The sequence below is a fragment of the Rhodomicrobium sp. R_RK_3 genome (assembly GCF_002198715.1).
Lineage (GTDB): Bacteria > Pseudomonadota > Alphaproteobacteria > Rhizobiales > Rhodomicrobiaceae > R-RK-3.
Genome location: NZ_MWLK01000033.1, coordinates 235,670 through 249,425, shown reverse-complemented (window position 1 = coordinate 249,425; position 13,756 = coordinate 235,670). Strand labels below are relative to the sequence as shown.

The window sequence follows — 13,756 nt, the reverse complement described above, 5'->3', positions numbered from 1 at the left end:
TATGCTCGTCGGTGTGCAGCGGCGTCGGGGTGAGGCGGATGCGCTCGGTGCCCTTGGCGACGGTCGGGTAATTGATGGGCTGTACGTAGATGCCGTAATGGGCCATCAGCATGTCGGTGACGAGCTTGCAGTGGACGGGATCGCCGACCAGCACCGGCACGATATGGCTCGGATTGTCCATCACCGGCAGGTCGCGGCCCTTCAGCTTGGCCTTCAGCGTGCGGGCGCGCTCCTGGTGGCGGGCGCGCTCGATCTGGCTGACCTTCAGATGCCGGATGCTGGCGAGCGCTCCGGCTGCCAGCGTCGGTGCAAGCGATGTCGTGAAGATGAAGCCCGGCGCGTAGGAGCGGATGGCGTCGCAGCAGGCGCGGCTGGCGGCGATATAGCCGCCCATGACGCCAAAGCCCTTGGCCAAAGTGCCGTTGATGATGTCGATGCGGTGCATGACGCCGTCGCGCTCGGCGATGCCGCCGCCGCGCGGCCCGTACATGCCGACGGCGTGGACCTCGTCGAGATAGGTCAGCGCGCCGTATTTCTCGGCGAGGTCGCAGATCGCCGCCATCGGGGCGATATGGCCGTCCATCGAATAGACGCTTTCGAACACGATCAGCTTCGGCGTCGATGCCGGATAGCTCGCCAGCAGCTCCTCGAGATGGCTGACGTCATTATGCCGCCAGATCCGCTTCTCGCCGCCGCCATGGCGGATGCCGGCGATCATCGAGGCGTGGTTCTTCTCGTCGGAGAAGATCACCGTGCCGGGGATGAGCTTGACGAGGGTCGAGAGCGTGGCATCGTTCGCCACGTAAGCGGAGGTGAACAGCAGCGCCGCTTCTTTGTCATGCAGGTCGGCGAGCTCGGCTTCGAGCTCGACATGATAATGGGTGGTGCCGGATATGTTGCGGGTGCCGCCCGAGCCCGCGCCGACTTCGTCGATGGCCTCATGCATCGCCGCGCGCACCAGCGGATGCTGGCTCATGCCGAGATAATCGTTCGAGCACCAGACCGTCACCGGGCGCGCCTGGCCGTCGGCGAACTGGTCGGCCTGCGGATAGGCGCCGCAGCGGCGCTTCAGATCGGCAAAGACCCTATAGCGGCCTTCGGCGTGGATCTGGCCAAGCCGGTCGTCGAAAATCCTGTTGTAGTCCATGCTCGCCTCCCTTCGGGCGTTTGCCGCGGCTGTGCGCTGGCCGTTCTTATGCTTGATCGTTTGCAGGTTCGGGGCGGATGCAGTGTCGCTGCGACGATGATGCCCATCGCCGGGGGGCGGAGCGTCGCTGTCAGGGGCGGGCTGGCGCGAGGAGAGCCCCCAATCCCATAGCCGCTCGGCCGGCAGCGGCAGCACCAAAAACCAATGTTCGAGCACGGCGAGCGCCATCAGCGCGGTGAGGAAACTGAATCCGGCCGCCTCCGCCTGCGTCGGCGCGGCCCAGGCCAGTTGCGCCACCCACATGGTGGCGAGCGTCGAGACAGTCACCGAAAAAGGGAAGAGCAGGTTCATCGGCTTCTTGTTGAGGAAGCTCTTCAGGAAGGCCATGTGCTCGGGCAAAAATTCCTCGGTGACGTTGCGCACGCCGAGAAAAACGTTCAGCCGCGCGCTCTCATGCATCCACCACAGGATGAGGAAGGTCCACAGGCCGATCTGGTTGGGCGCGCCCCAGGTCAGCACGAGGCAGAGGCCGAGCGAAAGGGCGATCGAAGTCTCGTGATAGAGATTGGCCTGCAGCGCGTGGCCGAAATGCGGCCAGCCGGAACAGCCCTCCCGGCACATCACCTTGCGCGGCCCGGTCAGGTAACCGGTGTAGAAGCTGATTTGCTGCCACGCCCAGATCAAGAGGCCGCAGGTGAAGGCGGCATAGGTGCCGCCGATGCTGCTGTCGTCGGAGGACTGGTCGAGGCCGTAGAAGGCCCCGGCGGTCACCGCCGCCGCGCCGATCATGCTCCATTTAAAGGTGCGGCGCGGCAGTCCGTCCAGATAGAGGATGGCCCCGGTCGAGAACCACCAGAGGAACAGCGCGTAAAAGGCAGGGAGGACATAGGCCGCCATGTGGATGCGATTTCCTTACCACGCCGGGACGAGCCGCGCCTTGGCGGGCAGCTCGTTGGTTTTGGTCGGTAGCAGATAGAGGCGGGCAAAAGTCGCCGCCGCGCGGACGACGAGGCCGGCGAACCGGATGCGGCCGACGATGCCGCCGCGCTCCTTGGCCGCGTTCATGCGCTCATTGGTGTCGCGCAGCCGATCGAGTCCGGCGCGGAAGGCGGGATGGTCGAGGTCGAGCATCAGCGGGAAGACCTGCCGCGAGATCTCGGACGTGATGCGGAAGACCTTGAAGCCGTAATCGGACGGGTCCATGCCGAGCGCCTTGTGGAATTCCGGCCGGGCATGGTCGCGCACATACATGGTGGCGAAGACGGCCAGCAGGAAAAACCGCACCCAGAGCTTGTTCAGCCCGGTCAGTACCTGCGGGTTGGCGCGCATCAAGAGCGCGAACGCCTCGCCGTGCCGGAACTCGTCATTGCACCAATTCTCGAACCATTTGAAGATCGGGTGGAAGCGCCGTTCGGGGTGCTGCTGGAAATGCCGGAAGATGGTGATGTAGCGCGCATAGCCGATCTTTTCCGAGAGATAGGTCGCGTAGAAGATGAATTTCGGCTTGAAGAAAGTGTATTTCTTGGTCTTGGTCAGATAGCCCAGATCCACGCCGATATCGAATTCCTTCAGCGCGTCATTGATGAAGCCGGCATGGCGGGCCTCGTCGCGGCTCATATATTTGAAAAGCTCGACGATATCGGGATTGCTGCCGCGCTTCTTCATCTCGGCATAGAGCACGCAACCGGAAAATTCCGCCGTCAGCGATGAGACCAGGAAATCGACGAATTCCTTGCGGAGGCCCTCCGGCAGGTCTTCGAGCCGGATGTGATCCCAATCCTTGGTCTGCTTGAAGTGGTTCTTATTCGGGTCGGAGCGCATCTCGGCGATCAGTTCGTCCCACTCGGCGCGCACGCCGCTGACGTCCATCCGGTCGAGTTCGTCAAAATCGGTGGTGTAGAAGCGCGGGCTCAGCATGGTGTCCTGCCGGGCCGCCTCGGTCGTGTCCTTGGACAGCGACAAATGCTCGATTGTCATAATTTCCTCCCCGAGGAGAAGCTGAACTCGCACAGTTCCATGAATTCCAGATCGCCCGTCGCGCGCGTCCAGAGGCGTTCGATGGCGCTCGCCCGGACGACGGTGGCGCGGCGGCGGATCACCGCCTTTTCGCCATAGGGCACGCGGATCGGATCGCCATGCACGCGGACTTCGTCGCCCGGCTCGATCTTGATGCCGCCATCCAGCTCGACATGGGCGTGCAGGCTGTCAAAGGTGTTCTCGACCTCGATGGTGCAGGGCACTTCGAAGGCGCTGCGGGTGAAAAGGCTCATTGCGGCTTGTTCCCTGACGTCGGCAAGAGGCCGGCGAAGACGGCCGAATTGGTGGAACCGAAGGCGCCCAAATGCAGCCGGCGGCCGGTGGCGAGATCTTCCAGCACGACGGCGCCATCGGCGAGGCGCATCAGGCGGAAGGGTTCGGCATCGCCGGCGCCGTTCAGCCGCCTCTCGCGCACGAGCGCGCGCAAGGTGCCGCGCAGAAATCCGTTGCTGCCGGGATCGACGGTCACGATGCGCCGCCCTTCCGGCACCGCGAAGACGCCGACGCCGCCGCCCGGCTCGTCGACGAAGCGCAGATCGCGGGTCGCAACCGCTCCGGCGACCGAAATCGCCCCGTTCTCGCCGCCGAACAGGCGCACGCCCGCGATCAGCGAAATGGTGAGAGCGACGAGCAATCCCGCCGCGATCAGGAACCCTTGCGGAACCTGCTCCGATTGGGCTCTGTCCTGGCCTGCGTTCATGGCTTCGTCTCCTATGCGATGCGCGCGATGCGCGGCTCGGCGCCCGCGTCGGAAGCGGGGCGCAGCGGCTTGACGTTGGCTGCGGGCGCGATTTCCTCGCGCGTCGCGGGCCGCGAGGCGTAGGTGGCGAGGGCGTGCGCCAGCAAGGCGGAGACGACGGCGGCATCGGGAATGCCGCGCAGCATCGGCTCCGGCCGGCTGACCCGCCAGGGGCGCGCATGCGGCCACAGCACCAGATAGGAGATCACCTCGCCCTTGCGCAGCGTCACCGGCAGATCGCCATAGCCGCCGGGATAGATCCGCGCCGCCGCCTGTTCCACGATCCGGTAGGGGATGTTGATCGCCATGGGCAGCGCGATGCCGATGCCGAGCACCAGCCGCTCGCTGGTGATGGTGTAGATCGTCGTGCGGGCCGTGGCATAGGCGAGCCCGCAGAGGATGCCGGTGCAGATCGCCGCCAGCAGCGACGTCCAGGCGACCGCGCCCGCCGTTTCGCTGAGCGGGCGGCCGTCATAGAGCGCGCTCGCGACATGCCAGACGATCAGCAGGCCGAGATAAGCGCCCACGAAGCCGGCATGGTAGACGCGCCGCGCGAGCACCCACCAATCCGGCTTGCCCTGCCAGAGCAGCACCTCGCCGTCGGGCAGTTTTTGCGGCAATCCGGGAACGGGCTCGAAATCGAAATCGCTCACAGCCAGGACTCCTGCCGCTGCGGCGTGGCGTAGAGATAGCCGCCGCCGTAATAGGCGCAGATGCGCTCCTCCTCATCCATGGTCACGAGGTCCGGCTCGGCCTGGCGCGGCACATTGGCGAATTGCGAGGCAAGGATGGAGGTGACGAAGACGGCGTTGTTCGCGCGGCTGATCTGCGAGGCGAAATTCACCGGCAGCAGGACGCGGTTGTCGAGGAGCGGGGCGGTCTCGTCGTCATTGTCGAAGCGGCGGCCGACGCCCGGCAGTTCGACCTCGAAATAGCGCAGGATGAAATCCGCCGTGTCGGCCCAGGCGTCGATGATTTTGCCGACCGGCTCGCCATCGGCGCCGTAGACGGTCATGCCGCGCGGATCGGCATCCTCGACATCGATCGAATATTCGGTGGCGATGCGCAGGGGCACGATGCGCGGGCGGCCCTCATAATTGACGTCGGGGCGATGGGAACGCGGCGTGTCGGCTCCCGGCCCGACGCCCGCCCGAATCGGATCGCCGACCGGCACGAAGGCATTGCCGGTGCCCGGCATCGCGGCTTCCAGGTTCACCACCTGGCGGTCCTTGGAGACGACCGGCACGGTGACGGTGGTGCCGTCCGATATCAGGAAGGTTTTCGGCCCCGGCATCCAGATGCCGTGATCCATCGGCGTGCCGTCGATCTCGGAGACCAGCGGATAGCCCTCGCGGCGGCTCTCGCGCTGGAGATAAATCAAGAGGCCGGCGAAGAAGATCCAAAACGCGTAGAGCACGAGTTGCGCGACGTCGATATGCTGCGTGATTGCGCCCGTTCCCATGAGCTTACCTCCCTTTTGCCTAGCTGGGCATGTCTGCCAGGCCAAACTTTCTTTGATAGGTGGATGACGATTGCTGGCGTGAGCCGACCAGCGGTCCGATCGCGATCAGCGTTGCGAAGAGCAGAATGATTTCGATGTTGTAGACGACGCCGTAGCCCGCCGCCGGCGTAGCGAGCCCTTCGCCGAGCGCGCCCGACCGGGCGAGCGCCGCCACCCCGTCGCGGATCAGGCCGCCGAGGGCGATGGCGAGACCGGCGGATGACGCTTGCACCGCGCCCCAGGCGCCGAGCGCCAGCCCGCTCTGGCCGCCTTGCGACAGCGCCATCGCGGCGGTCAGCGAGCAGACCGCGAACAAGCCGCCGCCGAAGCCGATCAGGGCGGTGCCGCAGCGGAAGAGCAGGGCGGTTTCCAACGGGCCCGCCAAAGTGATCAGCGCGAAGCCCGTTATGCCGATCACCGCGCCATAGCCCGCGAGCCGGTAGGGATCGAAGCCCTGGGTGAGTTTTCGCGCGGCATAGGCGAAACCGGCGAGGCTGCCGCCCGCCAGCAGCGCCGTGAGCGCGGTGGTCGCGCCGACCGTCAGATGCAGGATTTCGCCGCCATAGGGCTCGAGCAGAATGTCCTGCATGCTGAAAGCCGCGCTGCCGAGGCCGACCGCGACGAGCAGACGGCTGGCGCGTCCGCCGCGAGTGAACTCGTTCCAGGCATCGCGGAAGGCCGGGCGCTCTTCGTCGAACGCCGTGCGGGACGGGTCGCGCGGTTCCTGTTTCCAGAGGGCGACGATGTTGACCACCATGGTCAGCAGCGCCACGCCCTGGATGACCTGGATCAGCCGTTTCGGACTGAAATCCTGCAATAGCGCGCCGAGCACCAGGGCGCTGGCCACCATGCCGACCAGCAGCATCATATAGAGCAGCGCGACGACGCGCGGGCGCACATTGGCCGGCGCGAGGTCGGTGGCGAGGGCGAGGCCGGCGGTCTGAGTGGTGTGGACGCCAGCGCCGGTCAGCAGGAAGGCGAGGCCCGCGCCGATCATGCCGACCCAAGCCGGGCCGTGCGCATCGGGCGTCAGCACCAGCAGCGCGAAGGGCATGATGGCGAGGCCGCCGAATTGCAGGAGCGTGCCGAACCAGATGTAGGGCACCCGCCGCCAGCCGAGGAAGGAGCGGTGGTGGTCCGAGCGGAAGCCGATCAGGGCGCGGAAGGGGGCGAAGATCAGCGGCAGCCCGACCATCAGCGCGACGAGGCCCGCGGGCATGCCGACTTCGAGGATCATCACCCGGTTCAGCGTGCCGGTCAGCAGCACCATGGTCATGCCGACCGTGACCTGGAACAGCGACAGCCGCAGGATGCGGGACAGCGGCAGTTCGGCCGTCGCGGCGTCGGCGAACGGCAGCAATTGCGGCCCGAGCGCGCGCCAATAGGTCCAGAGCTGGGTGCGGGTTGCGCTCACCGGGGACGAAGCTCCATGGCTTGCGAGATGTAGAAGCCGCCCGAGACGCGCTCGCTGCGGGTCGCCTTCCAACTGCTCAGCGTGTCGTTGCGGATGATCGCGGTGCGCATCCCGATGTCGCTGACGGGCTCGATGGCCGGCGCGCGATCGGTGCGCGGAAAGAGCCGCCCGACCGCGTGCATGGTGGCGAGCAGGGGCGTGCGCGGGGCGAAGGTGAACAGGATCGAGCGCTCGGCGCGATCGGCGAAATCGGCGAGCACGGCGGCGATGTCGCCGGCCTTGTAGTGGATGAGCGAGTCCATGGCGACGATATGGTCGAAGCGGCCGAGCCGGGGATCGCGCATGTCGCCGACGATGAAATCGATGCGGCCGGTTCCGTGCTTGCCGCGCGAGATGTCGGTCGCGAAATCCACCAGCTTGGGCGACAGATCGACTGCGACGACCTCCGCGCCGCGCTGCGCCGCCTCGCGGGCGAAGGCGCCGGTGCCGCAGCCCGCATCGAGCAGGCGGGCCCCGCGCAGATCCTCCGGCAGCCATTTGAGCAGCGTCGCCCGCATCCGGTCGCGGCCGGCGCGGACGGTCGCGCGGATGCCGCTGACGGGGGCCTCCGAAGTCAGCCGCTTCCAGGCATCGACCGCCGTGTGATCGAAATAGGTCTCGAGCTGGTCGCGCCGTCGCTGGTAGGTGGCCTCGGGCATCAATCGAACCCCAGGAAGTCGAAAATTTCGCGGTCCTTCATGGCCGATCCGGTGAGCGGCTCTACGCCCGCCCAGAGCGCGGCGGCAAGGCGCATATATTCCTTCTGTACGGCTTCCAGCTCCGGCGACGGCTCCATCTCGAACAGCGTCGATTTCTTCAGCCGGCTGCGGCGGATGATGTCGAGGTCGGGGAAATGGGCGATGCGTTTTAAGCTGGTCGCCTCGCAGAAGCGGTCGATCTCGTCGGTATTGGCGCTGCGGTTGGCGATGATGCCGCCGAGCCGGACGTTGTAATTGCGCGCCTTGGCCGAGATCGCCGTGATGATGCGGTTCATGGCGAAGATGGAGTCGAAATCGTTGGCGGTGATGATCAGCGCCCGGTCGGCATGTTGCAGCGGCGCGGCGAAACCGCCGCAGACCACGTCGCCGAGCACATCGAAAATCACCACGTCGGTGTCTTCGAGGAGGTGATGCTCCTTGAGCAGCTTGACCGTCTGGCCGACGACATAGCCGCCGCAGCCGGTGCCGGCAGGCGGACCGCCCGCCTCGACGCACATGACGCCGTTATAGCCCTCGAAGACAAAGTCCTCGACGCGCAGCTCCTCGGTGTGGAACTCGACGGATTCGAGCACGTCGATGACTGTTGGGCAGAGTTTCTTCGTTAGCGTGAAGGTGGAGTCGTGCTTGGGGTCGCAGCCGATCTGCAGCACGCGCTTGCCGAGTTTCGAAAACGCCACCGACAGGTTCGAGGACGTCGTGCTCTTGCCGATGCCGCCCTTGCCGTAGACGGCGAACACCTTCGCCGTGCCCAGATTCACCTTCGGGTCCAGATGCACCTGGACGCTGCCTTCGCCGTCGGGCGGCAAGGTGGCGCAGCCTCCACAGCCGGATTTCAGATCGAGACTCATGCCGCTTCCTCCGCGTGGATGCCTTCAAGCCGGTCCTCGAGCTCATCGCCCGCTTCGCGCAGGGCGTTCAGCGTGTCGGCGTCGGGGGACCAGTAGTTCCGCTCATGCGCCTCGATCAGCCGGTTCGCCAGCTTGGCCGAGGCGGTGGGGTTGAGTTCGGCGAGACGCGCGCGCATGGCGTCGTCGAGCACAAAGGTTTCGCTGAGGCGCTGGTAGACCCAGGGCGCGACCTGGCCCGTGGTGGCCGACCAGCCCATGGTGTTGGTGACATGCGCCTCGATCTGGCGGACGCCCTCATAGCCGTGCTTGAGCATGCCCTCGTACCATTTCGGGTTCAGCATGCGCGTGCGGGCTTCGAGCGTGACCTGTTCGTTGAGGGTGCGCACCGCGCCCTCGCCGCGCGTCTGGTCGCCGATATAGACGGGGGCCGCCTTGCCGCCGCGCGCCCGGCCGACCGCCCGGCTGATGCCGCCGAGCGTGTCGAAATAATTGTCGATGGTGGTCACGCCGAGTTCGACCGAGTCGAGGTTCTGGTAGGACAGCTCGACACTTTTCAGCACGGCGTTGAACAGCGCGGGCTGCTCGACGGGCTTGCCCTTGAGGCCATAGGCGAAGCTTTTGCGCCGCGTGTAGGTCTCCGCGAGTTCGTCCTCGTCGTCCCAGCGCCCGCTTTCCAGCAGGTTGCCGACATTGGCGCCGTATGCTCCATCCGCATTGCCGAAGACGCGAAGGGCGGCGGTTTCCAGGTCGCAGTTGTGGGCGCGCTGATAGGCGAGCGCGTGCTTGCGGATGAAATTCTGCGCGTCCGGCTCGTCGGCGGAGGCGGCCATGAAACTGGCTTCGGCGAGCAGCTTGATCTGGAGCGGTAAGAGGTCGCGGAAGATGCCGGACATGGTGATGACGACATCGACGCGCGGGCGGCCGAGTTCGGCGAGCGGGGTGAGCGCCGCGCCGCAGAGGCGACCATAGGAGTCGAAGCGCGGCTTGGCGCCCATCAGCGCGAGCGCCTGGGCGAGCGGGCCGCCTTCGGATTTCAGGTTGTCGGTCCCCCAGAGCACCATGGCGATGGTTTCCGGGAAGGCGTTGCCGTCTTCCATGTGGCGGGCGATCAGCCGGTCGGCCTGGCGCGCGCCATCGGCGACGGCGTAGGCGCTCGGCAGGCGGAAGGGGTCGAAGCCGTGCAGATTGCGGCCGGTCGGCAGGATGTCGGGCGTGCGCAGCAGGTCGCCGCCGGGGGCCGGGCGGATATAGCGGCCGTCGAGGGCGCGCAGGACGCCGCCGGTCTCGTGGTCCTGGCAAAGCAGGCGGTCGGTGGTCGCGAGGGCGCGGAACATGGTGAGGTTGGCTTCCCCCGCGTCCATGCCGGCGGCGGTGAGGGCGGCTTCGGGTGTCTTGCCGCGTACCAGGGCGGCGACGGCCTCGGCGGCGGGTCGCGCGCCGTGCGAGCTTTCGGCGATGGAGAGCAGCGTGTCGATGCGCTCCTGTTCCGTGGGCACTTCGCCGACCACATGCAGGCCGTGCGGGATCAGCGTGTATTCCAGTTCGAGCACGGCGGCACTGAGCGCGGCGATTTCCGCGTCGCAATCGGTCCAGGCCGGTTCGGCGGGGGCGAGATCGACGGTCGCGGCCTGCGCCTGGATCAGCTCGGCGAGGGGCGCGCGCTCGGCGGACTCCTCCGGGCCGATGCCCCGCCAGCGCTCAATGCTGGCCTTCAGGTCGATCAGGCCGCGATAGAGCCCGGCATGGGCGACGGGCGGCGTCAGGTAGCTGACGAGGGTGGCCGCGCCGCGCCGCTTGGCGATCATGCCTTCGGACGGGTTGTTGGCGGCGTAGAGGTAGAAGTTCGGCAGGTCGCCGATCAGGCGGTCGGGCCAGCATTTGGCCGACATGCCGGATTGCTTGCCGGGCATGAATTCGAGCGCCCCATGCGTACCGAAATGCAGCAGGGCGTGGGCGCCAAAGTCTTCGCGCAGCCAGCGGTAGAAGGCGGAGAAGGCGTGGGTCGGCGAAAAGCCTTTTTCGAACAGCAGGCGCATCGGGTCGCCTTCATAGCCGAAGGCGGGCTGCACGCCGACGAAGACATTGCCGAAGCGCGCGCCGAGCACGTGGATGGTCGTGCCGTCGCTCTGCTGCTTGCCGGGAGCCGGTCCCCACTGGGTTTCGATCTCGCGCAGATGCGGCTCGCGGCGGACGTGGTCGTCGGCGGTGATGCGCGCCTCGACATTGGCCAGTGCGCCGAAGCGGGCGGCGTTGCCGTGGATGATGCGCTCGCGCAGGGCATCGACGCTGGGCGGCACATCGACTGCGTATCCGGCGCGTTTCATCGCGGCCAGCGTGTTGTGCAGCGAGGCGAAGACGGAGAGATAAGCGGCGGTGCCGGTGTTGCCCGCATTGGGCGGGAAGTTGAACAGCACGATGGCGACGCGGCGGTCGGCGAGGCGCGAGCGGCGCAGTGCAACCAGCTTTTCGACGCGGGCGACGAGTGTTCCGGCGCGCTCGGGGCATGAATGCATGTCGCGCGCCTTCGTCACCGGGAAGGTGCAGGCGCGGGCGCAGCCGGTGCAGGGCGCGTTGGTCCCGTCCGAGCGGCCGCCGAACACCATCGGGCCGGTGGCGCCGTCGAGTTCGGGGATCGAGACCATGATGGTGCTCTCGACCGGCAGCAGACCGCGATCAGAGGCGCCCCATTGCTGAAGCGTCTGGAACTCGATCGGGTGGGCGGCGAGATAGGGCACGTCGAGCCGGGCGAGGATGGCTTCGGCGGCTTTGCTGTCGTTGTAGGCCGGGCCGCCGACCAGCGAGAAGCCGGTCAGCGAGATCACCGCATCGACGTTCGAGCGGCCGTTCTTCATGAAGAATTTTTCGATGGCGGGGCGCGCGTCCAACCCGGCGGCGAAGGCGGGGATCACCCGCAGGCCGCGCGCTTCAAGCGCCGCGATGACGCCGTCATAATGCCCGGCATTTCCGGCCAGCACATAGGAGCGCAGGATCAGCAGGCCGACCGTCCCCTGGTTGCCCGCGACCGGCAGCTTTTCGAGCCGGTCGGCGATGCGGCCGGGCAGACGCGGATGATAGACGCCGACATCGGGATAATCGGTCGGGTCCTTCACCGTCAGCCGCCCGCGCAAGGCCCGCCGCTCGCCATCGGCATAGCGGTCGACCAGCATGCGGATCATGTTGGCGAGGTTTTCCTGAGAGCCCGCCAGCCAATATTGCAGCGTCAGGAAATAGGCGCGCACATCCTGCGCCGAGCCGGGGATATATTTTAAGATCTTCGGAACCCGCCTGAGCAGCGCCATCTGCTGCGCGCCGCCCGGCTGGCCCGGCTTGCCTTCCTTCGGCTTGGGCTTGAGCTTCTTCAGAAACGCCAGCGCGCCGCTCGACGAGCCGTCCATGGTGAAGGCGCCCATGCGGGTCATGCGCATGATCTCGCCCGCCGACATGCAGCACACCAGCGCGTCGCAATTATCGCGCCGGGCCTGGAGCGCCGGGGCGATGGCGCGGATATGGTCCTCCATGAACATCATGGTGGTGACGATGATGTCGGCCTCGGCGATGTCGGCATGGCAGCGCGCCAAAGCGGCGGCGTCCTCACCCCATTCGGAGGCGGCGTGCAAGGCGAGCGACAGGCCCGGCAATTCGGCGCGCAGGCCGTCGCGGGCGCGCTCGGCGGCGGAGGCCAGATGGGTGTCGATGGTAACGATGACGACGCGAACCGGCGCAGCCCTGCCGGCCGCGCGGGAGGACGTCGCCTCAGCGGCCGAAATGGGCTTTTGCATCGTAAAGCGTCTCCACGCTGATCGTTCCAAGGCCCTGTTCGCGGGCATAGCTTTCGGTGTTTCGGCGCGCCTTGCCGCGCACGAAGAAGGGGATTTTTTTCAGCTCGGTCTCGGCGTCCGGGTTCCAGACGATGATGGCGTCGGGCGTCGGGGCGGGGGCTTGCGGCGCGCGCTCGGCGGTGCCCTCGACCGAGGCGAGGTGCGATGCCTTGGCGTCGTCGTGAAATTCGGGGTCGTCGCGGAAGAGCACCAGCAAGTGTTCTTCCAGGCCCATCATCAGTGGGTGCACCCAGCTGTCGAAGATGACGTTCGCGCCCTCAAAACCCATTTGCGGCGAGTAGCGGGCCGGGAAATCCTGCACATGGACGGGAGCGGAGATCACGGCGCAGGCGATGCCGAGGCGCTTGGCAATGTGGCGCTCCATCTGCGTGCCGAGCACCATTTCCGGCTGCAATTCGACGATGCGCTGCTCGACTTCGAGATAGTCGTCGCTGATCAGCGCCTCGACGCCGTATTTTTCCGCAGCCGCGCGCACGTCGCGGGCGAATTCGCGGCTGTAGGTGCCCAGGCCCACGACGGCAAAGCCGAGTTCTTCGCTGGCGATGCGGGCGGCGGCGATGGCGTGGCTGGCGTCGCCGAAGATGAAGACGCGCTTGCCGGTGAGGTAGGAGGAGTCGACCGAGCGGGAGTACCAGGGCAGGCGCGACTGGGCTTCGAGCGCGTCGGCCTTGCCGATGCCGGCGACGCTGCAAACCTCTTCGATGAAGTCGCGCGTGGCGTTGACGCCGATCGGGATGGTCGTGACCATCGGCTGGCGGAATGTGCGCTTCAACCAGGTCGCGGCGGTGTGTGCGATCTCGGGATAGAGCACGACGTTGAAATCGGCCTCGCCGAGGCGGGCGATGTCGGAGGGCGTGGCGTCCAGCGGGGCGACGACGCGGACATCGACGCCGAGCTTTTCCAGCAGCCCGCGAATTTCGGTCACGTCATCGCGGTGGCGAAAGCCGAGCGCGGTCGGGCCGAGGATGTTGCAGCTCGGGCGGGCGCCGTCCGCGCGCGGGGCACGCTCGACGCCGGGAGCCGGCGCATTCGGTCCGGCGACGGTCCGCACGAGCTGGTAAAAGGTCTCCGCCGCGCCCCAGTTTTCCTTCTTCTGGTAGGCTGGCAATTCCAGCGCCACGACCGGGATCGGCAGCGCCAGCGCCTTGGCCAACCCGCCCGGATCGTCCTGGATCAGCTCCGCCGTGCAGGAGGAGCCGACCAGCATCACCTCGGGCTTGAAGCGCTCATAGGCGTCCTGCGCGGCGCGCTTGAACAGCTCGGCGGTGTCGCCGCCGAGGTCGCGCGCCTGGAATGTGGTGTACGTCACCGGCGGGCGGTGATTGCGCCGCTCGATCATCGTGAACAGCAAATCCGCATAGGTATCGCCCTGCGGCGCGTGCAGCACGTAATGCACGCCCTTCATGGCCGTCGCGATCCGCATCGCGCCGACATGCGGCGGGCCTTCATAGGTCCAGACGGTGAGTTGCATGG

General features: G+C 66.8%; 11 protein-coding genes and 1 pseudogene. All 12 read right to left on the bottom strand.

Annotation, left to right across the window (positions count from 1 at the left end):
- Positions 1-1,147: 5-aminolevulinate synthase (hemA, locus tag BLEFHOIH_RS27380; protein WP_170937299.1), on the bottom strand; the 1,147-nt coding region annotated here is incomplete at its 3' end.
- A gap of 198 nt (positions 1,148-1,345) precedes the next feature.
- Positions 1,346-2,044: pseudogene (gene puhE, locus BLEFHOIH_RS27375) on the bottom strand (putative photosynthetic complex assembly protein PuhE); the annotation flags it as partial.
- A gap of 15 nt (positions 2,045-2,059) precedes the next feature.
- The gene (acsF, locus tag BLEFHOIH_RS20695; protein ID WP_088347931.1) at positions 2,060-3,124 is read right to left on the bottom strand and encodes a magnesium-protoporphyrin IX monomethyl ester (oxidative) cyclase; all 1,065 of its coding nucleotides are present in this window, start codon (positions 3,122-3,124) and stop codon (positions 2,060-2,062) included.
- Positions 3,121-3,417 carry a hypothetical protein gene (locus BLEFHOIH_RS20690; protein WP_088347930.1) on the bottom strand — a complete coding sequence of 99 codons (297 nt, stop codon included), beginning with the start codon at positions 3,415-3,417 and terminating at the stop codon, positions 3,121-3,123. Before BLEFHOIH_RS20690 ends, acsF begins: the two co-directional genes overlap by 4 nt.
- Positions 3,414-3,884 carry a photosynthetic complex assembly protein PuhC gene (puhC, locus tag BLEFHOIH_RS20685; RefSeq protein ID WP_088347929.1) on the bottom strand — a complete coding sequence of 157 codons (471 nt, stop codon included), beginning with the start codon at positions 3,882-3,884 and terminating at the stop codon, positions 3,414-3,416. Before puhC ends, BLEFHOIH_RS20690 begins: the two co-directional genes overlap by 4 nt.
- An 11-nt stretch (positions 3,885-3,895) precedes the next feature.
- Complete coding sequence (puhB, locus tag BLEFHOIH_RS20680; protein ID WP_170937291.1) at positions 3,896-4,576, bottom strand: photosynthetic complex putative assembly protein PuhB; 681 nt, start codon at positions 4,574-4,576, stop codon at positions 3,896-3,898.
- Positions 4,573-5,385, bottom strand: a complete 813-nt coding sequence (gene puhA, locus BLEFHOIH_RS20675; RefSeq protein WP_088347927.1) for a photosynthetic reaction center subunit H — start codon at positions 5,383-5,385, stop codon at positions 4,573-4,575. The genes puhB and puhA overlap by 4 nt, the downstream gene beginning before the upstream one ends.
- A 19-nt stretch (positions 5,386-5,404) precedes the next feature.
- Positions 5,405-6,838, bottom strand: a complete 1,434-nt coding sequence (locus BLEFHOIH_RS20670; protein ID WP_170937290.1) for a BCD family MFS transporter — start codon at positions 6,836-6,838, stop codon at positions 5,405-5,407.
- Positions 6,835-7,536: a magnesium protoporphyrin IX methyltransferase gene (gene bchM, locus BLEFHOIH_RS20665; RefSeq protein ID WP_088347925.1), complete on the bottom strand. Its 702-nt coding sequence runs from the start codon at positions 7,534-7,536 to the stop codon at positions 6,835-6,837. The genes BLEFHOIH_RS20670 and bchM overlap by 4 nt, the downstream gene beginning before the upstream one ends.
- The gene (gene bchL / locus BLEFHOIH_RS20660; RefSeq protein WP_088347924.1) at positions 7,536-8,444 is read right to left on the bottom strand and encodes a ferredoxin:protochlorophyllide reductase (ATP-dependent) iron-sulfur ATP-binding protein; all 909 of its coding nucleotides are present in this window, start codon (positions 8,442-8,444) and stop codon (positions 7,536-7,538) included. The genes bchM and bchL overlap by 1 nt, the downstream gene beginning before the upstream one ends.
- Positions 8,441-12,223, bottom strand: a complete 3,783-nt coding sequence (locus tag BLEFHOIH_RS20655) for a magnesium chelatase subunit H (RefSeq protein WP_088347923.1) — start codon at positions 12,221-12,223, stop codon at positions 8,441-8,443. The genes bchL and BLEFHOIH_RS20655 overlap by 4 nt, the downstream gene beginning before the upstream one ends.
- The gene (bchB, locus tag BLEFHOIH_RS20650; protein ID WP_088347922.1) at positions 12,198-13,754 is read right to left on the bottom strand and encodes a ferredoxin:protochlorophyllide reductase (ATP-dependent) subunit B; all 1,557 of its coding nucleotides are present in this window, start codon (positions 13,752-13,754) and stop codon (positions 12,198-12,200) included. Before bchB ends, BLEFHOIH_RS20655 begins: the two co-directional genes overlap by 26 nt.
- Positions 13,755-13,756: the final 2 nt, after the last annotated feature.